A 25,298-nucleotide genomic window follows, 5' to 3' on the forward strand; every position below is an offset into this window, starting at 1 on the left:
AGCTCAATTCCATCTGTTTCCGGCCTTGTGGCCGCCGTAGAGGCGAAATCATGAAGACAACCATCGAATTGCCTCTCCTGCCATTGCGTGATGTCGTGGTGTATCCGCACATGGTTATCCCGCTGTTCGTGGGGCGCGAGAAGTCTATCGAAGCCCTCGAGGCCGCGATGACGGGTGACAAGCAGATCCTTCTGCTGGCCCAGAGAAACCCTGCCGACGACGATCCCGGCGAAGACGCACTCTACCGGGTCGGTACCATTGCAACCGTCCTACAACTGCTCAAGCTGCCTGATGGCACCGTCAAGGTGCTGGTCGAGGGCGAGCAGCGCGGTGCTGTCGAGCGTTTCATCGAAGTGGACGGTCATTGCCGTGCCGAAGTTTCGCTGATCGACGAAGTCGACGCGCCGGAGCGCGAGTCGGAAGTGTTCGTTCGTACATTGCTGTCGCAGTTCGAACAGTACGTTCAACTGGGCAAGAAAGTCCCCGCCGAAGTCCTGTCGTCGCTCAACAGCATCGATGAGCCAAGCCGCCTGGTCGACACCATGGCCGCGCACATGGCGCTGAAGATCGAGCAGAAACAGGAAATCCTCGAGATTCTCGACCTCTCGGCCCGTGTCGAACACGTGCTGGCCTTGCTGGATGCCGAAATCGACCTGCTGCAGGTGGAAAAGCGCATCCGCGGGCGGGTCAAGAAGCAAATGGAGCGCAGCCAGCGCGAGTACTACCTGAATGAGCAGATGAAGGCCATTCAGAAAGAACTCGGTGACAGCGAAGAAGGCCACAACGAAGTCGAAGAGCTGAAAAAGCGCATCGATGCTGCGGGCCTGCCCAAGGATGCCCTGGCCAAGGCCACGGCTGAGCTGAACAAACTCAAGCAGATGTCGCCGATGTCTGCCGAGGCGACGGTGGTCCGTTCCTACCTCGACTGGCTGGTGCAGGTGCCGTGGAAAGCGCAGAGCAAGGTGCGCCTGGACCTGGCCCGCGCCGAAGACATTCTCGACGCCGACCACTACGGTCTGGAAGAAGTCAAAGAGCGGATCCTCGAATACCTCGCCGTGCAAAAACGCGTGAAGAAAATTCGTGGTCCGGTGCTGTGCCTGGTGGGTCCTCCTGGGGTCGGTAAAACTTCCCTGGCCGAGTCGATTGCCAACGCCACCAATCGCAAATTCGTCCGCATGGCCCTCGGCGGCGTGCGTGACGAGGCGGAAATCCGCGGTCATCGCCGTACTTACATCGGTTCGATGCCAGGAAGATTGATTCAAAAGATGACGAAAGTGGGCGTGCGCAACCCGCTGTTCCTGCTCGATGAAATCGACAAGATGGGCAGCGACATGCGGGGTGACCCTGCGTCGGCATTGCTGGAAGTGCTCGACCCCGAGCAGAACCACAATTTCAACGATCACTACCTGGAAGTCGACTACGACCTGTCCGACGTGATGTTCCTGTGCACCTCGAACTCGATGAACATTCCGCCAGCGTTGCTGGACCGGATGGAAGTCATTCGCCTGCCGGGCTACACCGAAGACGAGAAGATCAACATCGCCGTCAAATACCTCTCGCCGAAGCAGATCCAGGCCAACGGCTTGAAGAAAGGCGAGCTGGAATTCGACGCCGAAGCGATCCGCGACATCATTCGCTACTACACCCGTGAAGCCGGTGTGCGTGGCCTGGAGCGCCAGATTGCCAAGGTTTGCCGCAAGACGGTGAAGGAGCATGCGCTGGAAAAACGCTTCGCGGTGAAGGTCTCGGCCGACATGCTCGAGCACTTCCTGGGCGTGCGTAAATTCCGCTACGGCCTGGCCGAGCAGCAGGATCAGGTGGGTCAAGTGACCGGTCTGGCCTGGACGCAGGTCGGCGGCGAATTGCTGACGATTGAAGCGGCAGTGGTGCCGGGCAAAGGCCAGTTGATCAAGACCGGTTCGCTGGGCGATGTGATGGTCGAGTCGATCACCGCGGCGCAAACCGTGGTGCGCAGCCGCGCGAAGAGCCTGGGCATTCCCCTGGACTTCCACGAGAAGCGCGACACCCACATCCACATGCCGGAAGGGGCAACCCCGAAAGACGGCCCTAGCGCCGGTGTAGGCATGTGCACGGCCCTGGTGTCGGCCCTGACCGGGATCCCGGTGCGTGCCGATGTGGCCATGACCGGTGAAATTACCCTGCGTGGCCAGGTACTGGCCATTGGTGGCCTCAAGGAAAAACTGCTGGCGGCTCACCGTGGCGGGATCAAGACGGTGATCATTCCTGAAGAGAACGTGCGCGATTTGAAGGAGATTCCCGACAATATCAAGCAGGATCTTCAGATTAAACCGGTTAAATGGATTGACGAGGTCCTGCAAATTGCGCTGCAATACGCGCCGGAGCCCTTGCCCGATGTGGCTCCGGAGATAGTTGCGAAGGATGAAAAGCGCGAGTCTGACTCTAAGGAAAGAATTAGCACGCATTAATACGTATTAGCCTGGGGGGCTTCCTTGACAGCTTTTTAGAGCCCTTGTTATAAAGCGGCTCTTTAGTGCCTGTAGGCCATTCAGCACTGGTTTTTGCTTTTACCAAAAAACTTAGAATCATCTCATATAGATATAAGGGGACTTAGAGTGAACAAGTCGGAACTGATTGATGCTATCGCTGCATCCGCTGATATCCCGAAAGCTGCTGCTGGCCGTGCGCTGGACGCAGTAATCGAATCCGTCACTGGCGCTCTCAAGGCTGGCGACTCTGTAGTTCTGGTAGGTTTCGGTACGTTCTCCGTGACCGATCGTCCAGCTCGCGTAGGTCGTAACCCACAGACCGGCAAGACGCTGGAAATCGCTGCTGCCAAGAAGCCAGGTTTCAAAGCCGGTAAAGCACTGAAAGAAGCGGTCAACTAAGCCTCAGTCGGTTTTTTGCCCATCCGGGTCGGGATCATTTCCGGCTTGGCAGCGGAGCGGTAGTTCGGTCGGTCAGAATGCCCACCGATTACGCGGGGGTCGCGGGTTCGAGCCCTCGTCCGCTCCGCCAGTTACGAGAAGGCGCATCCTCGGATGCGCCTTTCTTCTATCCGGATTCTACCCACGCTCCACGGTTGCCTAATTTTGAAGTTCAACCGTTTCTGGGGGACGCATGCTGCAGAATATCAGGGACAATTCACAAGGCTGGATTGCCAAGACTATTATCGGGGTCATCGTTGCACTGATGGCCCTGACCGGTTTCGACGCCATTTTCCAGGCCACCACGCATAAAAACGACGTGGCCAAGGTCAACGGTGAAGAAATCAGCCAGAACGAGCTGAGCCAGGCGGTCGACATGCAACGTCGCCAGCTCATGCAACAGCTGGGCAAAGACTTCGATGCCTCCTTGCTCGACGAAAAAATGCTGCGTGATTCAGCGCTCAAGGGCCTGATCGATCGCAAACTGCTGCTGCAGGGCGCCCACGACTCCAAGTTCGCTTTCTCCGAAGCAGCGTTGGACCAAGTGATCCTAATGACCCCTGAGTTCCAGGTTGACGGCAAGTTCAGCCCTGAGCGTTTTGACCAGGTGATTCGTCAGTTGGGCTACAGCCGTCTGCAGTTCCGCCAGATGCTGGCTCAGGAAATGTTGATCGGCCAACTGCGCGCCGGCCTGGCAGGCAGCGGTTTTGTCACTGATGCCCAGGTACTGGCATTCGCCCGCCTGGAAAAACAGACCCGCGATTTCGCCACCCTGAACGTCAAGGCCGACCCGGCGGCGGTGAAGCTCACCGACGAAGAGGTCAAGGCTTACTACGACGAACACGCCAAGGAATTCATGACCCCGGATCAAGTGGTCATCGATTACCTCGAGCTGAAAAAGTCGTCGTTCTTTGACCAGGTTGCGGTGAAAGACGAAGAACTGCAGGACGCCTATCAGAAAGAAATCGCCAACCTGGCCGAACAACGCCGGGCTGCGCACATTCTGATCGAGGTCAACGACAAGGTCAGCGAGGCGCAAGCCAAGGCCAAGATCGAAGACGTGCAGGCGCGCCTGGCCAAGGGCGAAAGCTTCGAGGCCCTGGCCAAGGAGTTCTCCCAGGACCCGGGTTCGGCTGCCAATGGCGGTGACCTCGGTTACGCAGGTCCGGGCGTTTACGATCCGGCCTTTGAAACGGCGCTGTACGCGCTGAACAAAGACCAGGTCTCGGCACCGGTTCGCTCCAGCTTCGGTTTCCACCTGATCAAGCTGTTGGGCGTTGAAGCACCTGAAGTGCCGAGCTTTGCCAGCCTGAAAGACAAACTGACCCGTGAGGCGAAAACCCAGCAGGTCGAGCAGCGTTTCGTCGAAGCCACCAAGCAATTGGAAGACTCGTCGTTCGAAGCCTCCGACCTGGCCCAACCGGCTGCCGATCTGAAGTTGACCGTGCACACCAGCGTGCCATTTGGCCGCGAGGGCGGGGAAGGTGTTGCTGCCAACCGTGCCGTGATCACGGCTGCGTTCAGCCCGGAAGTCCTGGATGAAGGCGCCAACAGCGGCGCGATCGAACTGGATCCGGAAACCGTGATCGTGTTGCGTGCCAAGGAGCACCGCAAGCCAGAGCAATTGCCGCTGGCCAGCGTTGACACCGCGATTCGCGCGCAACTGGTCAAGGAACACGCCAGCGCTGCGGCCAAGGCCAAGGCAGATGAACTGGTTGCCAGCCTGCGTGACGGCAAGACCGCCCCGGACAGCCTGAGCTGGAAAGTCACCGAAGCGGCCACCCGTGGCCAGGAAGGCGTCGATCCAACCGTGCTGCAGGCGCTGTTCCGCATGCCCAAGCCTGCCGCCAAGGACAAGCCGACCTTCAGCAGTGTGACCCTGCCGGATGGTAGCCTGGTGATCGTGCGCCTTAACGGTGTCAACGAAGCCGCCGCGCCAACCGATGAAGAGAAGGCTCAGTACCGCCGCTTCCTCGCCTCGCGCGTGGGTCAGCAGGACTTTGCAGCGTACCGCAAGCAGTTGGAAAGCCAGGCCGACGTCAAGCATTACTGATGCCTGATTGACGCGCTGTGCTTTCAACGAAAACCCCGGCCATCTGGTCGGGGTTTTCGTTTTATGGCCTGTATCAGCGACTTTTTTCGGCAATTGATGGTCAGTAGACTGTCGCCCGTGCAAGACACGCGCGCCGTCAGCTGGCGTTCTGTTGCACAATACGCCCCGGATCGTTTTCTTCAGGATGTTCAATGTTCAGATCATTTCCTCTGCGTGCCGCCGGACTGGCGCTGATGTTGGCAGCCATGGCCGGTTGCTCCAAGGACCAGGCCATCTATGAGCATGAGAACTTCGATGATTCCGGGACGTTCTCGCGCAAATACCCGGTGACCGACACGGCATCCTGCGAGGCGGCCCGGCGAGCACTGTTGAGCCAGGGCTACATCATCACCAGTTCCGATCCGAAACTGATCAGCGGACACAAGAGCTTCCAGCAGACCGGCGACACGCACATGGAGATCAGCTTCAGCGTGGTCTGTGCCGAAGACAGCAGCCATCATGCGACGATGTTTGCCAATGCCCTGCAGGACCGTTATGCGCTGAAGAAAACCAACAACTCGGCGAGTCTGGGGGTTGGTGTGCTGGGGTCGGTGTCAATGCCGATCGGTTCGTCCGACGACTCGATGGTCAAGGTCGCCAGCGAAACCGTGACCGCGGCCAAGTTCTACGAGCGCTTCTTCGCCCTGGTCGAAGTTTTTCTGCCAACTGAAGTGAAGAAAGCCGCGCACATCAGCGAAAAACCCCAGGCGGATCTGGGGGTACCGGAGCCCAAGGCTGTGCCTGCCATGCCTGCGGCACCCGCTGCAGCCGCACCCACCGCCGAGCCCGCCCAGGCGCTGCCGGCAGCCCAGGCGCCTGCGCCGATCGAGGCTGCGCCAGCGATCCCGGCCGCCACCGGGCCGACCGCACCGGCGGTGTCGGAGCCGGTTGCGCCGCCCCCTGAAGCGGCTCCGATCACGCCAGACAGCAAGGTCGAAACCACGCCTGAATCGGCGCCCGAGGTGATCACCCCGCCGAGCAATCCCGAGTCCCTGGCGCCGCCATCCGAGCCGATTCCAGCCTTGCCAGCATCTGGCCAATAATTCGCCATTCGCTTCCTGCCCCGGCAACCTTGACGGTGGTCAAAATCTGCCGGGTCAACCCCTGATAAATTCCCGAGTGCCTGCTACGTTTTATAAACAGCAGGCGCCACTGTCTGTCTGCGTCATTTTTCTTTCACGCGGGCACTTTATGCTGCGGATACAGGTCAGTGATTCAACGCTTATCGACAAGAATCAGGAGAAGGGTGCTATGGACGATTATCAGGAAGAACTGCTCGAGTATCAGGCCTTCGAGCTCGACCCACTGGAGCCGGCGGACGACGCCACCGAGTTGTAACTGCGCCTACGCCAACTGCCGGTGACTGCGGCGAAACTCGCCCGGCGTCTGGCTGTTCCAGCGTTTGAAGGCGCGTTGAAACGCTTCTGCCGAAGCAAATCCCAACAGGTAGGCGATTTCGCCGAAGGCCAGTTCCGTGTCGCGGATATAGGTCATTGCCAGGTCGCGGCGGGTGTCGTTGAGAATCGCGCGAAATTGCGTGCCTTCTTCAGCGAGCTTGCGGCGCAAGGTCCAGGTTGGCAACTTCAGGCGCGCCGCCACTTCTTCCAGGTCGGGTTCACGACCGCCATTGAGCAAGGGTCCCAACAACGCGGTGATGCGTTCGCGCAGGCTGCGGGTGCGGGTCAATTGCTCCAGTTCACGCTCACATAAGCTCAACAGCAGGCGCCAGGTGCTGGGGCAATGGTCAGGGTTGCGCTGGGCCAGGCTGGCCTGACTCAAGCGCAACTGGTTGTGCTCGGCGCCAAACTGCAGGGTGCATTCGCCGAGGCGGGCGTAGTCGCCATGGTAGTCAGGCTGTGGGAATTCGATCTCGATGCGCTCGGCACGCAAGGGTTCGCCGCAGACACTGGATAGCTGCTGCAGCCAACTGGCGATGACCGAGTCCACCACAAAACGGTTATAGGCGTTGTACGGACTGATCGAGTAGAAGCGCAGCCAGGCCCCCTGGGAATCTTCGTGGAAACTCGACTGGCCACGATAGTTGGAGCCGTAGAGCGCTTCGAAGCGACTCAGGCAGCGCGCCGCTTCGCGCACGGTCGGCGCCTGCGCCGCGGTGACTCCGGCCAGGCCCAATTGATTCAGGCGGCTGAGCTGGCCCATGCGCAGCCCCAGCGCCGGGTCGCCGGTGAGCTGGATGGCCGCGTGCCCCAGGCGCATGTAGCGTGGAATCGACAGCCGCGCGCCGGCTTCTGCCAGGCGTGCGGCATCCAGGCCGTATTGTTCGAGCAGGGGTTGCGGGTCCAGGCCATGGTTGCGCACCGCATCCGCCAGACTATGGACGAAACCTACGGACAGGTCGCCAAGGCGCATCGGCAGCGGCTTCATGGGTTACAGCCAGACATTCAGCAGGCGCGCACCCCGCGCCTCGCCATCGGCGAAGTGCTGGCCGTGACTGCTGAGGAAGCTCTGGCCGGCGCTGCCGCGGTCCCAGAACTGCCCGCGCAGGAACACGCTCATTCCGGCATTGGCCTGGCTGATGGGCTGCTGGCTGGTCAGTGTCAGGCGATGCCAGGCCTGGCCTTCGCTGAGTTCGCCGGGCTTGAGGCTGATTTCACTTGGGGTCGATGGCCCCTGGTAACCGCGCCAGGGTGTGTCCCAGCTCGTGCGCCCGCTGACAAACGCCGGCACCGCGATCAACGTGGCGTTCTGGTCGTTGAGCTTGCGGTAATTGTCGGGGTACCAGCTGTCGTTGCCGATCAGCACACCCAGGCGTCCGGCCGGGGTGTCGACGACCGTCACCGCCTGATCGGCAGCGGCATGGATGAACCGGCGCTCGTCGACACTCGGGCTCAACTGGCGTTGTGGCTGGCCCAGCGGCAGGCCGTCGCGGCCAAACACCAGGCTGGTGTTGTACAGCGGTCCGCGACCGATTTTCAGCTCGCCGTCTTCGACGCGTGGCTCAGGCAGGACAATGCTGCCCGCCACCAGGGTGATCTGGAACTCGCGCGCCAGACCGCCGAACAGGGCCTGGTATTGCCGGGCCATGGTCTTCGCCTTCATTCGCAGGTGGGCGTCATCCACGCGACTGTCGCCCTTGGCCATCACCCAGGCGCGCAGGAATGGCAGGGGATTGCTCGCCGCCAGCCAGGTCATCGCCTCGTCGAAGGTCGCGGCCTGATACAGCTCATCCTTTTCGCCGCCGAGCATCAACCAGGTGCCGATGTGCTCGGGCAGCACCACCACGGTTTTTTCATTGAGCAGGTCGCGCTCGCGGGCCGCCTGCACATAGGCTGCGAGCTTGCGATGCAGGCGCTCGGGGCTTTGGTAGTCGGTGGGGAACAGTTCGGGCTGGATACCCAGCAGGTTGCCGCGGTCAGCGGGCACTCCCTGGTCGACCGCGAGCTCGATGCGCAGGTCCGACAGGTAATGGCCCGCCGGGCGTTCGGTGGTCCACATGGCGTAGGTGGTGATGACGGCGACCAGCGCCATGGCGAGGGTCAGGTAAAGAAGTTTGCGCATGGGAAAACAGGGATCGGCCGTATACAAGGTTGGCGTCTAGGGTAGGCCTCCCTCGGGCGAATGCCAAGGGCTGCTGCGCATTTGGATCAATAACTTGTCAGTTTCGGTCATTGAGTGCCGGCGGGGCTGATCTTAGTCTGTGCCACATAACCGATGGGTGCCCAAGAGCGCCCGCACTTTTTTCGTGATTGTTCGTTGTGGAGTTTCCAATGACCGCCGCTCATTACCCGCACCTGTTGGCCCCGCTGGACCTGGGTTTTACCACGCTGCGCAACCGCACCCTGATGGGCTCGATGCACACCGGTCTTGAGGAAAAGCCAGGGGGCTTCGAGCGCATGGCCGCGTACTTTGCCGAGCGCGCCCGGGGCGGCGTGGGGCTGATGGTCACCGGCGGCATTGGCCCGAACGACGAGGGCGGGGTGTACTCCGGCGCCGCCAAACTGACTACGCACGAAGAAGCACTGAAACACCAGATCGTCACCCGTGCGGTGCACGAGGCCGGTGGCAAGATCTGCATGCAGATCCTCCACGCCGGGCGCTATGCCTACAGCCCGAAACAGGTTGCGCCGAGTGCCATCCAGGCACCGATCAACCCGTTCAAGCCCAAGGAGCTGGACGAGGAGGGTATCGAGAAGCAGATCAGCGATTTCGTCACCTGCTCGACACTGGCGCAGACGGCCGAATACGACGGCGTCGAGATCATGGGCTCGGAAGGTTATTTCATTAACCAATTCCTCGCCGCCCATACCAACCACCGCACCGATCGCTGGGGTGGCAGCTACGAAAACCGTATGCGCCTGCCGGTGGAAATTGTCCGTCGGGTGCGCGAGGCCACCGGGCCGAACTTCATCATCATTTTCCGCCTGTCGATGCTCGACCTGGTGGAAGGCGGCAGCACCTGGGAAGAAATCGTGCAATTGGCCAAGGCCATTGAGCAGGCCGGTGCGACCATTATCAACACCGGTATCGGCTGGCACGAAGCGCGGATCCCGACCATTGCCACCAAGGTTCCGCGTGCGGCCTTCAGCAAGGTCACGGCCAAGCTGCGCGGTTCGGTGAGCATTCCGCTGATCACCACCAACCGTATCAACACCCCGGAAGTCGCCGAGCAGATTCTTGCCGAGGGCGACGCCGACATGGTCTCGATGGCTCGGCCATTCCTTGCCGACCCGGATTTCGTCAACAAGGCTGCTGCCGGTCGAGCCGACGAAATCAATACCTGCATCGGTTGCAACCAGGCCTGCCTTGACCACACCTTCGGCGGCAAGCTGACCTCGTGCCTGGTCAACCCGCGCGCCTGCCACGAAACCGAACTCAACTACCTGGCCGTGCAGCAGATCAAGAAAATCGCCGTGGTCGGTGCCGGGCCTGCCGGGCTGGCGGCGGCCACCGTGGCCGCCGAGCGTGGTCATCAGGTGACGCTGTTCGATTCGGCCAGCGAAATCGGTGGTCAGTTCAATGTGGCCAAGCGCGTGCCGGGCAAGGAAGAGTTTTTCGAAACCCTGCGCTACTTCAATCGCAAGCTGCAGACCACTCACGTCGAGGTGTGCCTGAACACTCGGGTCGATGTGGCGCAGTTGGTGGCCGGTGGTTACGACGAAGTCATCCTGGCCACCGGTATCGCGCCGCGCACGCCGGCGATTCCCGGGGTCGAGCATGCCAAGGTGCTGAGCTACCTGGATGTGATCCTGCAGCGCAAGCCGGTCGGCCAGACCGTTGCGGTGATCGGTGCTGGCGGTATCGGTTTCGATGTCAGTGAATTCCTCGTGCACCAGGGCGTTGCCACCAGCCAGGACCGTGAGGCGTTCTGGAAGGAGTGGGGCATCGATACCCATCTCGAAGCACGCGGCGGTGTCGCCGGAATCAAGGCCCAACCCCATGCCCCGGCACGTCAGGTGTTCCTGTTGCAGCGCAAGAAATCCAAGGTCGGCGACGGCCTGGGCAAGACCACTGGCTGGATCCACCGTACCGGTTTGAAAAACAAGCAGGTGCAGATGCTCAACAGTGTCGAGTACCTGAAAATCGACGATCAGGGCCTGCACATTCGCATTGGCGAAAGTGGCGAGCCGCAGGTGCTGGCGGTGGATAACATCGTCATCTGCGCCGGCCAGGACCCGCTGCGTGAGCTGCATGATGGCCTGGTGGCCGCCGGGCAGAATGTGCACCTGATCGGCGGCGCCGACGTGGCGGCGGAGCTGGATGCCAAGCGCGCCATCAACCAGGGTTCGCGCCTGGCGGCCGAGTTGTAATTTGCCTGCCGGTCGGCGAGGGGGAGATTGAAGCTGCTAAGATCCCGGCTCTTTCTCCCCGAGCCGGCCACCGATGTTTCTCCCTCCTGACTGGCAACCCCGTGCCCCGCTCGAACGGTTGCACCTCGACTGGCTGGAGCGTACCGGGGTCGAGGTGGCGGTGTTGCGCCTGGACCTTGTCGACCCGCTGATCACCGGCAACAAATGGTTCAAGCTGGTCGAACACCTCAAGCTTGCCAGCGAGTCCGGGGCCCAAGGCGTCATCAGTCTGGGTGGCGCCTGGTCCAACCATCTGCATGCTCTGGCGGCGGCGGGCAAGCGCTTTGGTTTTGCCACCGTCGGCCTGCTGCGCGGGCATCCCCAACAAACCGCCACCGTGGCCGATCTACAGGCCTTGGGCATGCACCTGCATTGGCTGGGTTATGGCGGTTATCGCGCGCGACATGCGGCGGATTTCTGGTTGCCGTGGCTTGCACAGTACCCGGGTTTCCAGGCGGTGCCGGAAGGCGGTGGTGGTCTCCTCGGAGCACGGGGCTGCGGGCAGTTGCTGGCGTTGGTCGAGCCACAACTGAAGGGCTTGGGCTGGCATGGGCACGATGGCTGGTGGCTGGCCTGTGGCACCGGTACCACGGCGGCGGGGCTGGTCCTGGCCGAAGGGGGGCGGCATCCGCTCTACGGGGTCCTGGCAGTGCCGGAGGATCACGGTGTGGCGCAGCAGATCGCGGCGATTCTCAACGAAAGTGGGAAACTCGATTCTGGATATGAACTGATCGATGGCAGTCGCGGCGGCTTCGCCAAAGTCGATCCGGCACTTCTGGCGTTCATCACCGAAACCGAGCGCGCCAGTGGCCTGCCGCTGGAGCCGCTGTACACCGGCAAGGCGCTGCTGGCGCTCAAGCAACAGGTCGAAGGCGGGCGATTCGTCGCAGGAACGCGGTTGATCTTTGTACACACCGGCGGCTTGCAGGGCCGCCGGGGCTTCGTGGGCTAGTTGCGCTTGGGCATCATGCGCAGCAGGGTGTTGTCGCGGTAATAGTAGTGGTGGGCAATACCGGCGACGGCGTGCAGGCCGATCAGCCAATAACCGATGGTTCCGCCCAGCACATGCCAGCCTTGCAGCTGCTTGGCCAGTTCCTTGTTCTCGGCCATCAGCAACGGCAAGTCGATGCCGTAGAACATCACCTGGTTACCGGCAGCGCTGGTCACCATCCATCCGAGAATCGGCATGCCGATCATGAACACGTACAGGGCAACATGCATCAGCGTGGCCATCAGGCTTTGCCACTGCGGCGGTGCCGGGATGATCTTCGGCGCCACGCCCAGGCTGCGGGCGAACAGGCGCAGCCAGACCAGTACGAACACGGTCAGGCCGAGCATGAAGTGAGCTTCCTTGATCAGGGTCCGGCCACCACTGCCCTTGGGAAAGATCCCGCGCAGTTCGATGGTGGCATACACCACGACCAGCAACACCAGCATCAACCAGTGCAACGTGATCGATACGGTGCTGTAGCGTGATTCGGAGTTCTTCCAGGGCATACGGTGGTTCCTCGCTAGTCAGGTCTCAAGCGTTCCGTTCTTGGATGACGGAGTGCTGTAACTGTAATCCTGTTTGCGCAGAAATGCCGGGTTCAGATCAAGCTTTTGTCACGCGCCGGAGGCTCTGAGTCGGGGATTGCGTGGAAATGAAAACGCCAGCCGTTATCAATGGCTGGCGTGATTGACAAATGCTCGCATTCAGCTGCTTTGCGGCATCTCGCCTCGGGCCAGGCGCTGGTTGATGTCGGCGATGACCTGCGGCAGGTCGGTGATGGTGTCGATCATGTAGTGCGGGCGCGAACCTTCGAACAGGCCATGAATGCGCGTGCGCTCGCTGGCCAGGGTGTCGCTGGCCAGTGCGCGATAGCCCTCGTAGGTCAGGCCCAGGGCATTGCCCGAGCAGATCAACGCCACCGTCCACATGCCGGCGCGACGGCCTTCGAGAATGCCGGGCACAGTGTCGTCGATCTTCACGCAGGCGGCGACGTCATCGATGCCCAGGGCAATCACGTTGGCCAGGGCCTGGGCCGGCCATGGACGACCGTTGGGTACTTCATCGGTGGCGACTACGTGATCGGCAATGTAGCCATTGGTGGCGGCCAGTTCGACCACCTTGTCCATGACCTGTTTCGGATAGCCGGAGCACGAACCGATCTTGATCCCCTGTTGACGCAACTGCGCGATGGTCTCCAGGGCGCCGGGGATCAGCGCCGAATGCTCGGCGATTTTTTCGATCTGCAGCGGCATGAAGCGCTGGTAGATGGCAGTCACGTCATCGTCGGTCGGGGTACGGCCAAACACCTTGCGATAACGCTCGGCCACTTCCGGCTGATCGCACAGGGTGCGAATGTGGTCCCACTTGCCCATGCCCATCGGCCCGCGGGCCTCGTCGATGGAGACCTGGACATCGAACTCGGCGAAGGCTTCGACAAAAATCTGGGTTGGGGCGAATGAGCCGAAATCGACCACGGTGCCGGCCCAGTCGAGGATGGCGGCTTGCAGCTGGGTTGGGTTGGTGTAGTTCATGGTGAGTGAATTCCTGAGCAAATGGTTAGGCATTGACACGATTGGGTGCGAATCAGATATCCAGGACTTCCATTTCCCGCAGGACCTCGGCCACCGCCGCCACCGCAGCGCGCATTTCGCCTGCGTTGACGTGGCCGATGCAGCCCACGCGGAAGGTTTCGACCTGGGTCAATTTGCCCGGGTAAAGGATGAACCCCTTGGCCTTGACCCGTTCGTAGAACTCCTTGAACTGGTAGCGCGGATCCTTCGGTGCATGAAAGGTGACAATGATCGGTGCCTGGATCGCCGCGGGCAGGAAGCTGCGCAGGCCGAGCCGGGCCATTTCTTCCAGCAGCACCTGGCAGTTGTCGGCGTAGCGCTGATGGCGCACGGCCAGGCCACCTTCTTCGTTGTATTGCAGCAGCGCTTCGTGCAGCGCCGCGACCACATGGGTCGGTGGGGTGAAGCGCCATTGGCCGGTCTTGGCCATGTAGCTGTGCTGGTCGAACAGGTCCATGGCCAGCGAATGGGAATTGCCGCCGGCATTGGCCAGCGCGGCCTTGTTGGCGAAGACGAAGCCCATGCCGGGCACGCCTTCCAGGCACTTGCCGCTGGCGGCGATCAAGGCATCGAAGGGCACTTGCTGCGCGTCGATCGGCAAGGCGCCGAACGAGCTCATGGCGTCGATGATCAGGCGTTTGCCGTGGCGGGCGATAACCTGGGCAATTTCCGGCAGGGGGTTGAGGATCCCGGTGCTGGTTTCGCAGTGGATCAGCGCCACGTGAGTGATGCTGTCATCGGCCTGCAGCAGGCGATCGACGTCGGCGGCGGTGGTCGGTTCGTCTTCGGCGGTTTCAAAGGTGCTGAACGCGCGCCCCAGTACTTCGCAGATCTTCGCCAGGCGCTTGCCGTAGGCGCCATTGATCAGCACCAGGACCTTGCCATCGCGCGGCACCAGGGTGCCGATCGCCGCTTCGACGGCGAAGGTGCCGCTGCCTTGCAACGGCACGCAGTGGTGGCTGGCGCCGCCGTTGACGATGGCCAGCAGTTGCTCGCACAGGCTGGCGGTCAATTGGTTGAAGCGTTCATCCCATGAACCCCAGTCGACCATCATCGCCTGGCGGGTGCGGGCCGATGTGGTCAGTGGGCCGGGGGTGAGCAGGATGGGTTCGGCAGTACTCATTCTCGTGTCCTCGCGTTCGATGGGATGAAGCTGCGGGAGATAAATTGCAATTTGCCGTTTCATCAATCAAATTGTTTGTTGTTATGCCAGCCATCAGTGGGAGTTATTCATGAACCTGTTCCAGCTGCGCGCCTTCGATGCAGTGGCCCGCGAAGGCAGCTTTACCCGGGCGGCGAGCCGCTTGTTCATCAGCCAGCCGGCGGTGACCGGACACATCAAGGCGCTGGAGGAGCACTACCAGATCAGTCTGTTGCGGCGCACCGCGCGGCGGGTCGAATTGACCGAGGAGGGGATCAAGCTGGCGGCGATCACCCGGGCCATGTTCGGCCTGGCCGATGAGGCCCAGGTGTTGCTTGAGGCCAACCGCCAGCTCTTGACCGGACGCCTGGAAGTCGCCGCCGATGGCCCGCACCTGGTCATGCCACTGCTCGCCAGCCTGCGCGCGCGCTACCCCGGGATCACCGTCAACCTGCGTTTGGGCAACGCCCAGGAAACCCTTGCCGCGCTGCTGTCCGAGCATGCCGACGTGGCCGTGCTGACCGAAGTGGAGCCGCGCAAGGGCCTGCACCTGCAAGCCCTTGGCGAGTCACGGATGTGCGCGCTGGTTCCCCAGGGACATCCTTGGTCGACATTGGACAAAGGCGTGGCCATCCAGCAGCTGGATCAGGTGATCATGGTCTTGCGCGAGCCGAGCTCGATCACCCGCCGCACCTTCGATCAGGCCTGCGTCCAGGCGCGAGTCAGCCCGCGGGTGCTGCTGGAACTGGACAGCCGCGAAGCAGTGACCGAAGCGGTGGCGGCACAGTTGGGCGTCGGGGTGGTGGCGTCAGCGGAAGTCAGCCCCGACCCGCGGGTGTGCGCGGTTCCTATCCAGGGGGAGGGCCTGCTCAATCGGCACCTGCTCGGGTGCCTGGAGCGGCGCCGCGATTTACGCCTGATCCAGGCATTTTTTGCCCTGGCGCCCTCTGCCTAGTCAGGCCAGGCTGTCGCGCACGATCTGCAGAAACGTCGCCACCACCCGCCGTGAACTCTGTTCGCGCAGGCACACCAGGGTTTCGGTCATGCGCCGGGTGCAGTCGACAATCGGCAGCGCACAGACCCGTGAGTCGGCGCCAAATTCGGCGGACGAGACCACGCCCACGCCAATCCCCACCACCACCGCCTCCCGCGCCGCCTCGCGGCCTTCCACTGAAATCGCCGGGCGAATGCGAAAGCCGGCGCGGGCCATTTCTTCTTCGAGGATCTGCCGGGTCACCGAGCCCACTTCGCGCAGGACCAGCGGGGTGTCGTGCAGATCGGCGAGGCAGATCGACTCGCGATTGGCCCAGGGATGATTGCGCGAAACGAAGGCGACCATCGGATCGTTACGCAGCGGCAGTGACAGCAGGCGCTCGTCGCTGACATCGCGGCCGAGCAACGCCAGGTCGGCCTGATAGTTGAACAGGCGAAATAGTGATTCGTCGGTATTGCCGGTTTCAATCTTCACGCTGATCCCGGGGTAGCGCTCGCAGAACCGGGCGATCTGCGGCAACACATGCACCGGGGCATCCACTGCGAGGATCAGCCGACCGGTTTGCAGGGCCTGGGAATCCTGCAGCAGCTCATGGGCTTCGGCCTCGATCACGAACAGGCGCTGGGTGATGCCCAGCAGGCGCTCGCCGAGGTCGGTCAGGCGCACCGAGCGTTTGTTGCGATGAAACAGCAGCACGCCGAAACGTTCCTCGAGTTTGCGCACCTGATCGGAGATAGCCGGCTGGGTCAGGAACAACCGTTCGGCGGCCTTGGTGAAGCTGCCATGCAGGGCGACCGCATGAAAAGCCTTGAGCTGAGCGTGGGAAACCGACATCGGATAACCTCTTACAAGCTGCGCTTATATTGGAAATACGATAAATCGATTTCACTTATTAATCAGTAATTGTTTTTATCGCTTCAACTGTCGCTGACGGGTCGCTCGACTCGCGGTGATGGCCATGATCCTGGCGCGCATGGAAATCTCGAGACAGGGATGAATCAGGACTCATCTGACCGGTAATGCCTCAGTGAAAGAGGCCTTGCCGCAGTGCTCAACAATAAAAAACACAGGCGTTTTGCTTTCTGAATCTGCCGGCACACTCACACCCTGAGGTCAGATCCACAATGAATAAGCACATCGGCACCATCAAGCGTTGGCGCGTGCAAATCTTCGCCATCACCTGGCTCGCTTACGCAGCCTTCTACTTCACTCGAAAAGCCTTCTCGGTGGCCAAACTGGGCATCGCCGAAGACCCCAGCTTCCACCTCGACAAAATGGCCATGGCCAACCTCGACGGGATTTACCTGGCGGCCTATGCCGTCGGGCAATTCGCCTGGGGCATCCTCGCCGACCGCTACGGACCACGGGTGGTGGTGCTCGGCGGGTTATTGATTTCCGCGGCGGCGGCCGTGGTGATGGGCAGCTTCGCGACCTTGCCGATCTTCGCCACCTGCATGCTGATCCAGGGCCTGGCGCAATCCACCGGCTGGTCGGGGTTGTGCAAGAACATCGGCAGTTTCTACCCTGCGCAGCAGCGCGGTCGGGTATTGGGTTTGTGGAGTTCGTGCTACGCCTTCGGTGGGCTGGTGGCGTCGCCCTTTGCCGGCTGGTGGGCCTATACCTACATTGGCAGCTGGCACGCGGCATTTATCTCCAGCGCGGTAGTGGTGGGGTTGGTCGCGCTGCTGTTCTTTATCTTCCAGCGCAACAAGCCCGAGGATGTTGGCCTGCCTGCCGTGGAGCCAGAGCCGCAGCTCAGTGCCGAGGAGGTCCAGGCGCAAGGCAAGGTCAGCGTGCTGGCGCCGCTGCGTGAGATTCTGCGCAATCGCACGGTGCTCACCCTGGGCCTGGCGTATTTCATGCTCAAGCCGGCGCGCTACGCGATTTTGCTGTGGGGACCGGTGATTGTCTTCGAGCAGATGCCTGCGGTGGGCAAGGTCGGGGCGGCAATCATCCCGACGGCATTCGAGTTGGCCGGGTTGCTCGGGCCGATCCTGCTGGGCCTGGCCTCGGACAAGCTGTTCGGCGCACGGCGCATGCCGGCCTGCGTCCTCAGCCTGTTGGCCCTGACCGTATCACTGGCGCTGTTCATGGGGGCCTTGCATACCGGCAGTGTGCTGTTGGTGGTGGCCTTGCTGTTTGTCATGGGCCTGACCCTGTATGGGCCGGACTCGATGATCAGCGGCGCCGCGGCGATTGACTTCGGTACGGCCAGGGCGGGCGCCACGGCCGCCGGATTCGTCAACGGCTGCGGCTCGGTCGGGGCAATTCTCGGCGGCCTGCTGCCGGGCTACTTCGACACCGTCACGGTGTTCGTCGTGTTCGCCGGCTGTGCCATGTTCTCCGCCCTGGTGCTGATCCCGCACTGGAACAGTCGGCCGGCCGGACTCAAGCCGGATCGCGACATCGTCACCCCTGCGTCACTGGCGATCAAGCCACTGCGTAGCTGATCCTCCTGTTGCTCAAGCGTCCCTGCCAAACGGTGGCACCAGCCAGTCGAACAGCAGGTGATTGCGTGTGCAACGTCGATGCTGTTCAGCGGCCCTGGCGCATTCGATAAACGCCAGGCGCTGCTGACTGTCCCAGTGCTGGCGCAGGTACTCGGCCAGCGCTACGCACTGCTGGCGGTACACCAGGAACAGTTGCTCCGGCGTGCGGGCAAACTCGCCGGCCAGGCGGGTTTTCTGTTGCGTACTCAAGGCCAATCCGCCGCTGCTCGAACTGCTGCCCTGCAGGAGCACCTCCTGTTGTTCGGGGCTTGTGAGGGCGGCGATACCGGGGGCGGGCAACCGCACGATGGTCCAGGGCGTGTAGCCCAGGCAATCGGTACTGGCGGGCGGTTGTTCAAACAGGTAAATCTCGCCGTTCCACGGCTGCTCTTCGCTGGCCGTCTGCTGGGTGACCGCAGGCTCGGCAGGGCTCTGTGGCGCCCAGGCCAGCATCGGCCCGGACAGGCTGATGCTGTTGGCGCCGATGTGCAGCCTGTTGCCATTGGCGGCAAGGCTGATGGGCGTATCCGTCTCGCCGAGAAGGGGGGGCGCTCCCGGTGCGAGCAGCAGCGGTCGATCCGGATCGCCATCAAGGAAGCTGATATGGACCTCGCTGCCACCCATGGGCAGGCTCGGCTGCCCCGCGCCGGTGTGGGCAATCGGCAGCCAGACCCCTTGGACCTCCTGCTCCGCAGCGTGTGCCGACCATAGCTGCACCTGCAGACGATGGTGCGCATCGAGACGCGCAGGCTCGATCACGCGGCCGATCTGCAGGCCATCGATGCGTGGCTTGGCGAGGGTGAGCGCCGGGCGAAACTCGGTCGACCAGGCAATCGCCTTGAAGTCGTTATGGTAGGAGGGCGTGGGCAAATTGCCGACGGCTTGAAAATGATGCTCCACCTCACACAGCAGCCATTGATCATTCAGCGATGCCTGCGGATGCCCGCTGACCTGCAGGATCCGTCCTGCACCCATGTCGGCCTGGGTGGAGCAACCGTCGATCTGTCGCTCAAGGCAGCGCAGGCGTTGCAATTCGCGACGGCTCAGCTGGTTCTGGCGCAGTTGCGCGGACCCAGGGCGCGCACCTGGGGTAGCGGGCGTGCAGTGCAGCTGATTGGCCGCTTCGCCCAGGTTGGCGGGTGCAGGATTACCAGGTGGGTGCCAGGCGTTTCGTGGCTCACTCAAGGGCCGGCCGAGGGTTTCGACCATCTGCCGGATCGCCGGCTGCTCACCACCGAGCCGGTCAAAGGCGGCGTCGAGCAGCGGCTGGGCGAAGCTGGCATTGTCTTCGGCGAACACCAGCACATGTTGCTGGCGATGATGTTCAAAATGAAAATGTATACCTTCCTCTTCGCACAGCCGCTGCAACAGTTGCAGGTCGCTTTCATCGTATTGGACACACAATTCCCGTGGCGCGTACTCGCCATGGGGCAGTTCGAAGCGGTAGCTGGCGTCCGGCAGTTGGTGCTCTTGCAGCAGGCGCCGTAGTACCTGGGAAACGCTCAGTTGTTGCCAGATCCGTCGTCGCCTCGGGTGTTCCAGGTTCAGCAGGCGCGGGGCGAGCTGCAGGCGATAGCCCATTGGCTGGCGACCTTCGTAATGCAGGCTGGCGCTGTGGATGATGCCGTGGATTCCGCTGTGTGCGGTCAAGGCCAGGAAGGCTGGCTGCTGCAACCATTGCTCCGGTTCCATGGCGGGCACCGGGCCGAGCAGGTCGATAGCGAAATGGTAGGGCTGGTTGAGCGCTTCGCGGCCGTGCAACTGCCGGACCGGGAGGCTCAGGGTAGTGGCGGTGAGGCTCAGGGTCGGGGGACTTTCCGTGTCGATGTGCATCACGCTCTCTTCTGCCATGAAGTTCGGGGGGTAGAGGTTACGAAACCCCGATCACTAATAGTCGGCCCGGGATGGCATTTCAGAAAAGCCCTACAGCCGCTTGTGAGTATGTCGATCACCGGCTTAACTTTTTGGTCGATTGCCAACTTCTTGCCGTATAAACTGGCGCAAAGCGTCGGCCAATAGATGTCTCGGCGCCACTGATCAAGAGAGTGAGTAATGGGCGCACAGTGGAAGGTTAAACACAAAGAAGCGGCAGCCAACGCCAAGGGGAAAATCTTCGGCAAACTGGTAAAGGAAATCACTATCGCGGCGCGAAACGGTGCCGATATCGCAACCAACGCGCACCTGCGCCTGGTAGTGGAACAGGCCAAGAAAGCCTCGATGCCCCGTGAAACCCTGGAACGTGCGATCAAGAAAGGTTCGGGGCAGTTGGGTGAGACCGTCCAGTACCATCGCGTGACCTACGAAGGCTTCGCCCCGCACCAGGTGCCGCTGATCGTCGAGTGCGTGACCGACAACATCAACCGCACCGTCGCTGAAATCCGCGTGGCCTTCCGCAAGGGCCAACTGGGCGCATCCGGCTCCGTGGCCTGGGATTTCGACCACGTCGGCATGATCGAAGCTGAACCGGCGAACCCGGACGCCGATCCGGAAATGGCCGCCATCGAAGCCGGCGCCCAGGATTTCGAACCGGGCGAAGGCAACGCTACCCTGTTCATTACCGAAGCCACTGATCTGGATGCGGTGCAGAAAGCCCTGCCGGAGCAGGGTTTCACCGTGTTGTCGGCCAAGCTGGGCTACAAGCCTAAGAACCCGGTCAGCGGCTTGAGCGATGCGCAGATGGAAGAAGTCGAAGCTTTCCTCGAAGGCCTGGACAACCACGACGACGTACAGGATATGTTCGTCGGACTCGCAGGCTGAGACCTTGTGACAGGCTGAAGCGGGTCCTGCCCGCTTCAGTGTTTGCCGTTCAGGCCGAGCGCAAGGCTGCCTGGATGTCCTTGAAACACGGTCGTGCCATGACCTCTGGCTGACAGCAACGCTCCTGCAATGCCCACAATGCCTGACGCCGCTCGCCGCTCATGTCAGCGTCGACACGCTCCAGCAGTTCCCCCAGCAGAATCCCGAATGCCCGGACTTCGATGCGTTGCAGTGCGCGGGTTTCCAGGGTGTCGGCGGTGGCATGGAAGGATGCCGCGCCAAAATCGCCCAACAGGCAATCACCGTTCTCGTTGTACAAGGTGTTGTGGCCGTACAGGTCGCCATGGGTAATGCCCTGGTCATGCAGGTGTCCGGCGGCGCAAGCGACACCGCAGGCGATGTTCAAGGCCACGGCCGCGCTGAAACGGCTGTTGTCGTACACGTCGCGGCTGCAGGAATCCAGGCTCGGCAAGTCCGCCAGGTTGCGGTAGTTCGGCGCGATCAACTGCATCACCAGGCCCACTTGCTGCCGGGGATGCTCGACGACGCGCCCGAGTATGGGAATCAGGTTCGGCTGCAGGCCTGCGGTGACGCACGCGTGCATTTCATGCAAGGGTGAGCCGTCGCTGGTCATCTGCCCCTTGTAGAGCTTGACCGCGACCTGTTGCGACGGTGCGGCGGGCGGTTGCCAGGTTGCCTGGTGGATCACCCCCGAAGCCCCTTCGCCCAGGCATTGGCCGAGGGTCAATTCACCCCAGGGAATGGGCGCGGTATTGGCCAGCGCGTCCGGGTTGCCCTGGGATTCCAGCGGATTGCCGGCGTACGCCAGCCAGGCCAGCGCCGGCAAGGCCAGCAACCACTGGGGCAACTCGGTGAAGCGGTTGGCAGCGATGCGCAGCAGTTCCAGGCGATGGCACTGGCTCAGCGAGGCCGGCAGGCTGTGCAGGCGATTGCCGGCGAGCATCAGTTTTTGCAACAGCGGGCGCTCACCCAGCTCGTCCGGTAGTTCGCTGATGAGGTTATCGGTCAGGATCAGCCAGCGCAGTTGCGGCGGCAGGGCGGCGGCGGGCACGCGTTCGAGGCGATTGGCCTTGAAGCCGATCATGCTCAGTTGCGCACACAGGCCCAGGCAGGCGGGCAGTTCGCGGAACTGGTTGTCCGAGCAGAACAGCACGCGCAGGTGGGTCAGGCGGTGCAGATCGTCGGGCAGCTGGCTGAGGGCATTGCCGCTCAGGTTGAGCACCTCGAGTGAGTCTGCCAAGGTGAAGATTTCTTCGGGAAACTCGGTCAGGCCGCACGCCAGGTTCAGCCGTTTGATGCCGGTCAGCTCGCCGGCGCGCAGTTGTGCAAGGGTATGCATGGACAGATCCAGCCAGGGAAGGCATAAAAAGTGCCGGCATGATAACCCCCGGCAACGAGCGCCGGGGGGCTTATTGTCCGGGGGCGATTTCCTGCAATTGGCCAAGGCGGCTGCGGGTACGCGCCAGATCGATGGCGTCACCACCAAGGTGCTCACGCAGTGCGGACTGGCCCAGCAGCACCAAGCGTTTGTCCTGGTCGTAAAGGACGTCGATCAGGTTGATGAAGCGTTGCTGGATGGCAATCGGGCAGTCAGCCAGGTCTGGCAAGCCATCGACGATCCAGGTGTCGAAACGCCGGCACAACTCCAGGTAGTCCATGACGGCTGTAGGCTGCTCGCACAAGTCGTTGAAGGTGAAGGCGACGGTGCGCTGCGCGCAGTAACGGGCCTGCAACTGGCGGCTGCCGACCTGCAGGGCGATGGCCGGTGCCTCGGCGGGTGGCAATTGCAGGGCCTGGCGCTGCTGCGCGGTGGCGGGCCAGACATACTGGCCCAGGGTAAACACCTGCTGGGAATGGTTGCGTACCTGGCTGCGGTAATCATGGGGGCCGCCGACTTCCATCACCTGCATGCGTGCATTGATCAGGTCGATCACCGGCTTGAACCGCGCATGGTACAGCGGGTTGGGCAGCAAGCCCTGGGGCGGGTAATTGGACGTGACCAGCAGCAGGATGCCGCGCTGGAACAGGGCCTTGAACAACCGCGTGATGAGCATGGCGTCGCCGATGTCATGGACGTGGAACTCGTCGAAACACAGCACCCGGCATTGTTTTAGCAAGTCATCCAGGGTCGCGCCCAGCGCATCCGGCGCGCCCCGATGCTGGAACATGCCCTGATGCAATTGGGCGAAAAAATCATGGAAGTGCAGGCGCTGTTTTTCCTCGACCGGCAGTGCCTTGAAGAAGCCGTCAAGCAACCAGCTCTTGCCCCGACCCACCGCGCCATACAGGTACAGGCTGCGGGGCACCTGGCCTGGCGCAGCCGTGGTGGGCAGGGCACTGGCCAATTGCGCCATGCAGTCGATCACCCGTTGCTGGCTGTGGCTGAGGGTATAGCCCTGGGATTGCGCCTTGTGCCGGAAATAGTCGTGAATCACCCGACCACGGGCAGGATTGCCCGGGACGCGTCGCAACGCCTTGCGCAGCAGTCCGCGCAGTGCGGTGAGTCGTGGGCGATCAGGCGGGCGGACGGTCAAGGGTTTGATTCCCTGCAGGTTTTGTGGGCAATGGTAACCGCAGGCACAAATCGGCGGCCAGGTAATCCACAAAAAGTTGAACAGAAAACAGCTTTTGGTACAGGTTTTATCGGCTTGATAAGCCTGGATTTTACCCAGAATGGGGTACGAAACGACAACCAAGTAGCGTAGGAATCAGTTCCGTGGACTGGCGGAATCAATCTGCGTTGCTAACCTGCAACCTAAGCAAGTTCCCCCTCAAAAGGATTGAGGCCGTGAAAGGATCCATGGTGTTGGCGGTCGCGGGCGTGACGCTCGGTGCAGCAGCGATGGCTGCGCAACTCCAGGTGGAGGTGCGGGTCAATGTGCAGCGCGGCTGTCAGTTGGTGGGGCAGCAGCGCGACGTCGGCATCGAGCAACTGGGTGTGCTGGATTTTGGCAGCACGGCGCGCCTGGACGATCCGGCAGGCCCCTTGAGCGCCGCCTCCATCAGTGGCCGTATCCCGCGTCTGGAATGCAATCCCGACACCCCCTATCAGGTCCGGGTCGACGGTGGCCTGCATGGCGGCGTGGGCGAAGTGCGCTACCTCAGCGCCAATGACAGTGCGATCAAACCCATTCCCTACCGCCTTTATCAGGACCCGGCGCGGCGCGTGCCGTTGCCGGTCAATGTTGCATTGAGCGCGCAGGTGCCGAGTTCGGGCAGCGTCGACCTGCCGCTGTATGGTCGTATCGAACCCCTGAGTGAAATCCCTCGGGTCAGCCGTTATTCCGACCTGGTGAAGGTCACGCTGACCTGGTAACCCGCTGTTGAGTTCACGCTGCCTGGCGGATCCGGGCAGGACAAGGAAGGGCCTTTCGGCAGAAGGGTCGCTGGTGTCAATCCTGATGGAATTAGGATCGATCAAATGAGCAGAACCGGTCGTAGCGTCCTGACCCTTGGCGTGCTCCTGCTGCTGACAGACGATGCCCAGGCCGCCGTCATCAGCGGGCAGTTGCAGGCTCGTCTGGTGATCATCGCCGGCTGCGAAGTCTCCAATGGCGTCATCGATCCCGGCAGTGTCGACAGCGGTGGCAGCCTGCTGGATTTCGGCCTGCAGGGCCCGACCTGGACCCAACCGCTGAGGGCCGGGTTGTCCGAGACCGGCCACAGCAAGTTGGAGGTGGCCTGCAACCCGTCGGTCAACGGTTTCACCGTGACCATCGACGGTGGTGTGCACGGCGACGGCACCACGCGCCGGCTGAGTAACGGCCGCCAGACCATTCCCTATCGACTGTTTCTCGACGCAGCGGGCAGTGACAGCTACCGCATCGGGCAACAACGCACCTTCGCCGTCACCCGTGGTGCCCAGGTACCGATACCGGTCTTCGGCGCGGTGGTCGCAAACAACAGCGCGATATCGGCAGGGGTCTACACCGACACCCTGACGGTGCGGCTGGATTGGTAACTCTCTAGAGGACAAATGTCATGCACATGAACCTATCCCGGATTGCCTTGCCACTGCTGGGGCTGGCAATGGCCTCCAGCGCCCAGGCGGTCACCACCGTCACTGGACAGATTGCCGCCAACCTGACCCTGACGTCGGCCTGCCTGGTCAATGGCGCAGGCACAGGGGGGGGAACCGGCGTCAATTTCGGTGCCTTGAACTTCGGCACGACCACCAGCCTGTTTACCACTGCCGGTGCGCAGGTGTTGGGCGGTGGCGGGGGAGCGTTGTCGATTCAGTGTTCCAGTGGCACAACCCCAACCCTCAAGGTTCGCGCCGGCAGTCACGATGGTTCTTCGACAGGGGGCACCCGAGCCCTGGCGGACGGCACACTGAGCAACTTCGTGGCTTACGACCTGTACACCGACAGCGGCTACTCGAGCCTGCTGGCAATCGATGGAACGATCAACCTCGCGGTCAGTACTGGCGCCGCGCAGACGGTGAATATCTACGGCAGGGCAGTCGGCAAGGCCGGTCTGCCGGCTGGGGTCTACACCGACACGGTCAGTGTCGAGCTGACGTTCTGAAG

General features: G+C 62.0%; 22 protein-coding genes and 1 tRNA gene. 14 read left to right on the forward strand and 9 right to left on the reverse strand.

Annotation, left to right across the window (positions count from 1 at the left end; translation table 11 throughout):
• Positions 1 to 50 precede the first annotated feature (50 nt).
• The 6 genes from lon to ACZYR5_RS19915 all read left to right on the forward strand — a co-directional run bounded on the left by lon (position 51) and on the right by ACZYR5_RS19915 (position 6,336).
• Positions 51 to 2,447, forward strand: coding sequence for an endopeptidase La (lon, locus tag ACZYR5_RS19890; RefSeq protein ID WP_489091159.1), 2,397 nt, complete (start codon positions 51 to 53; stop codon positions 2,445 to 2,447).
• Between the two features lie 147 nt (positions 2,448 to 2,594).
• A complete protein-coding gene (locus tag ACZYR5_RS19895; RefSeq protein ID WP_096822334.1) occupies positions 2,595 to 2,867 on the forward strand; it encodes an HU family DNA-binding protein in 273 nt (90 codons plus the stop codon).
• A gap of 53 nt (positions 2,868 to 2,920) precedes the next feature.
• A tRNA-Asn gene (locus tag ACZYR5_RS19900) sits at positions 2,921 to 2,997 on the forward strand.
• A 102-nt stretch (positions 2,998 to 3,099) separates the two neighbouring features.
• Positions 3,100 to 4,959 (forward strand): SurA N-terminal domain-containing protein, encoded by a 1,860-nt coding sequence (locus ACZYR5_RS19905; protein WP_489091160.1) that lies wholly within the window; start codon positions 3,100 to 3,102, stop codon positions 4,957 to 4,959.
• Positions 4,960 to 5,150: 191 nt separating this feature from the next.
• Complete coding sequence (locus ACZYR5_RS19910; RefSeq protein ID WP_489091161.1) at positions 5,151 to 6,041, forward strand: DUF2242 domain-containing protein; 891 nt, start codon at positions 5,151 to 5,153, stop codon at positions 6,039 to 6,041.
• A 148-nt stretch (positions 6,042 to 6,189) separates the two neighbouring features.
• Positions 6,190 to 6,336: a hypothetical protein gene (locus ACZYR5_RS19915; protein ID WP_489091162.1), complete on the forward strand. Its 147-nt coding sequence runs from the start codon at positions 6,190 to 6,192 to the stop codon at positions 6,334 to 6,336.
• A 6-nt stretch (positions 6,337 to 6,342) separates the two neighbouring features.
• Here ACZYR5_RS19915 and ACZYR5_RS19920 read toward each other — a convergent pair whose 3' ends face one another.
• A complete protein-coding gene (locus ACZYR5_RS19920) occupies positions 6,343 to 7,383 on the reverse strand; it encodes an AraC family transcriptional regulator (protein ID WP_489091163.1) in 1,041 nt (346 codons plus the stop codon).
• A gap of 3 nt (positions 7,384 to 7,386) precedes the next feature.
• The gene (locus ACZYR5_RS19925; protein ID WP_489091164.1) at positions 7,387 to 8,517 is read right to left on the reverse strand and encodes a nitrilase-related carbon-nitrogen hydrolase; all 1,131 of its coding nucleotides are present in this window, start codon (positions 8,515 to 8,517) and stop codon (positions 7,387 to 7,389) included.
• 209 nt (positions 8,518 to 8,726) lie between these two features.
• Here ACZYR5_RS19925 and ACZYR5_RS19930 point away from each other — a divergent pair, with 209 nt between their 5' ends.
• Complete coding sequence (locus tag ACZYR5_RS19930) at positions 8,727 to 10,766, forward strand: oxidoreductase (protein ID WP_489091165.1); 2,040 nt, start codon at positions 8,727 to 8,729, stop codon at positions 10,764 to 10,766.
• 73 nt (positions 10,767 to 10,839) lie between these two features.
• Complete coding sequence (locus ACZYR5_RS19935; RefSeq protein ID WP_489091166.1) at positions 10,840 to 11,757, forward strand: 1-aminocyclopropane-1-carboxylate deaminase/D-cysteine desulfhydrase; 918 nt, start codon at positions 10,840 to 10,842, stop codon at positions 11,755 to 11,757.
• On the opposite strand, the gene ACZYR5_RS19940 is transcribed toward ACZYR5_RS19935, so the two are convergent.
• The 3 genes from ACZYR5_RS19940 to ACZYR5_RS19950 form a co-directional block, all read right to left on the reverse strand.
• Positions 11,754 to 12,302, reverse strand: coding sequence for a cytochrome b (locus ACZYR5_RS19940; protein WP_489091167.1), 549 nt, complete (start codon positions 12,300 to 12,302; stop codon positions 11,754 to 11,756). The two genes, ACZYR5_RS19935 and ACZYR5_RS19940, sit on opposite strands and share 4 nt — an antisense overlap.
• A gap of 198 nt (positions 12,303 to 12,500) precedes the next feature.
• Positions 12,501 to 13,328 (reverse strand): phosphonoacetaldehyde hydrolase, encoded by an 828-nt coding sequence (gene phnX, locus ACZYR5_RS19945; protein WP_489091168.1) that lies wholly within the window; start codon positions 13,326 to 13,328, stop codon positions 12,501 to 12,503.
• 52 nt (positions 13,329 to 13,380) lie between these two features.
• Complete coding sequence (locus tag ACZYR5_RS19950) at positions 13,381 to 14,490, reverse strand: 2-aminoethylphosphonate--pyruvate transaminase (protein ID WP_489091169.1); 1,110 nt, start codon at positions 14,488 to 14,490, stop codon at positions 13,381 to 13,383.
• A 109-nt stretch (positions 14,491 to 14,599) separates the two neighbouring features.
• Between ACZYR5_RS19950 and ACZYR5_RS19955 the strand changes: the two genes are divergently transcribed.
• Positions 14,600 to 15,463 (forward strand): LysR substrate-binding domain-containing protein, encoded by an 864-nt coding sequence (locus tag ACZYR5_RS19955; protein ID WP_489091170.1) that lies wholly within the window; start codon positions 14,600 to 14,602, stop codon positions 15,461 to 15,463.
• Here the strand turns inward: ACZYR5_RS19955 and ACZYR5_RS19960 are convergent, their stop codons facing one another.
• On the reverse strand, positions 15,464 to 16,336 hold the full coding sequence (locus ACZYR5_RS19960) for a LysR family transcriptional regulator (protein ID WP_489091171.1): 873 nt from the start codon (positions 16,334 to 16,336) through the stop codon (positions 15,464 to 15,466).
• Positions 16,337 to 16,626: 290 nt separating this feature from the next.
• Between ACZYR5_RS19960 and ACZYR5_RS19965 the strand changes: the two genes are divergently transcribed.
• Positions 16,627 to 17,952, forward strand: coding sequence for an MFS transporter (locus ACZYR5_RS19965; RefSeq protein ID WP_489091172.1), 1,326 nt, complete (start codon positions 16,627 to 16,629; stop codon positions 17,950 to 17,952).
• Between the two features lie 12 nt (positions 17,953 to 17,964).
• On the opposite strand, the gene ACZYR5_RS19970 is transcribed toward ACZYR5_RS19965, so the two are convergent.
• Positions 17,965 to 19,824: a type VI secretion system Vgr family protein gene (locus ACZYR5_RS19970; protein ID WP_489091173.1), complete on the reverse strand. Its 1,860-nt coding sequence runs from the start codon at positions 19,822 to 19,824 to the stop codon at positions 17,965 to 17,967.
• A gap of 219 nt (positions 19,825 to 20,043) precedes the next feature.
• Between ACZYR5_RS19970 and ACZYR5_RS19975 the strand changes: the two genes are divergently transcribed.
• A complete protein-coding gene (locus ACZYR5_RS19975; protein WP_489091174.1) occupies positions 20,044 to 20,748 on the forward strand; it encodes a YebC/PmpR family DNA-binding transcriptional regulator in 705 nt (234 codons plus the stop codon).
• Positions 20,749 to 20,797: 49 nt separating this feature from the next.
• Here ACZYR5_RS19975 and ACZYR5_RS19980 read toward each other — a convergent pair whose 3' ends face one another.
• Complete coding sequence (locus ACZYR5_RS19980) at positions 20,798 to 22,108, reverse strand: leucine-rich repeat-containing protein kinase family protein (RefSeq protein WP_489091175.1); 1,311 nt, start codon at positions 22,106 to 22,108, stop codon at positions 20,798 to 20,800.
• 70 nt (positions 22,109 to 22,178) lie between these two features.
• Positions 22,179 to 23,303 carry a cell division protein ZapE gene (gene zapE, locus ACZYR5_RS19985; protein ID WP_489091176.1) on the reverse strand — a complete coding sequence of 375 codons (1,125 nt, stop codon included), beginning with the start codon at positions 23,301 to 23,303 and terminating at the stop codon, positions 22,179 to 22,181.
• Positions 23,304 to 23,569: 266 nt separating this feature from the next.
• Here zapE and ACZYR5_RS19990 point away from each other — a divergent pair, with 266 nt between their 5' ends.
• The 3 genes from ACZYR5_RS19990 to ACZYR5_RS20000 all read left to right on the forward strand — a co-directional run bounded on the left by ACZYR5_RS19990 (position 23,570) and on the right by ACZYR5_RS20000 (position 25,296).
• Complete coding sequence (locus tag ACZYR5_RS19990; protein ID WP_489091232.1) at positions 23,570 to 24,085, forward strand: Csu type fimbrial protein; 516 nt, start codon at positions 23,570 to 23,572, stop codon at positions 24,083 to 24,085.
• Between the two features lie 105 nt (positions 24,086 to 24,190).
• A complete protein-coding gene (locus tag ACZYR5_RS19995; protein ID WP_489091177.1) occupies positions 24,191 to 24,730 on the forward strand; it encodes a Csu type fimbrial protein in 540 nt (179 codons plus the stop codon).
• Between the two features lie 20 nt (positions 24,731 to 24,750).
• Entirely contained in the window at positions 24,751 to 25,296 is a 546-nt protein-coding gene (locus ACZYR5_RS20000) for a Csu type fimbrial protein (protein ID WP_489091178.1), read from the forward strand.
• Positions 25,297 to 25,298: the final 2 nt, after the last annotated feature.

This window comes from Pseudomonas sp. F007 (genome assembly GCF_057814275.1).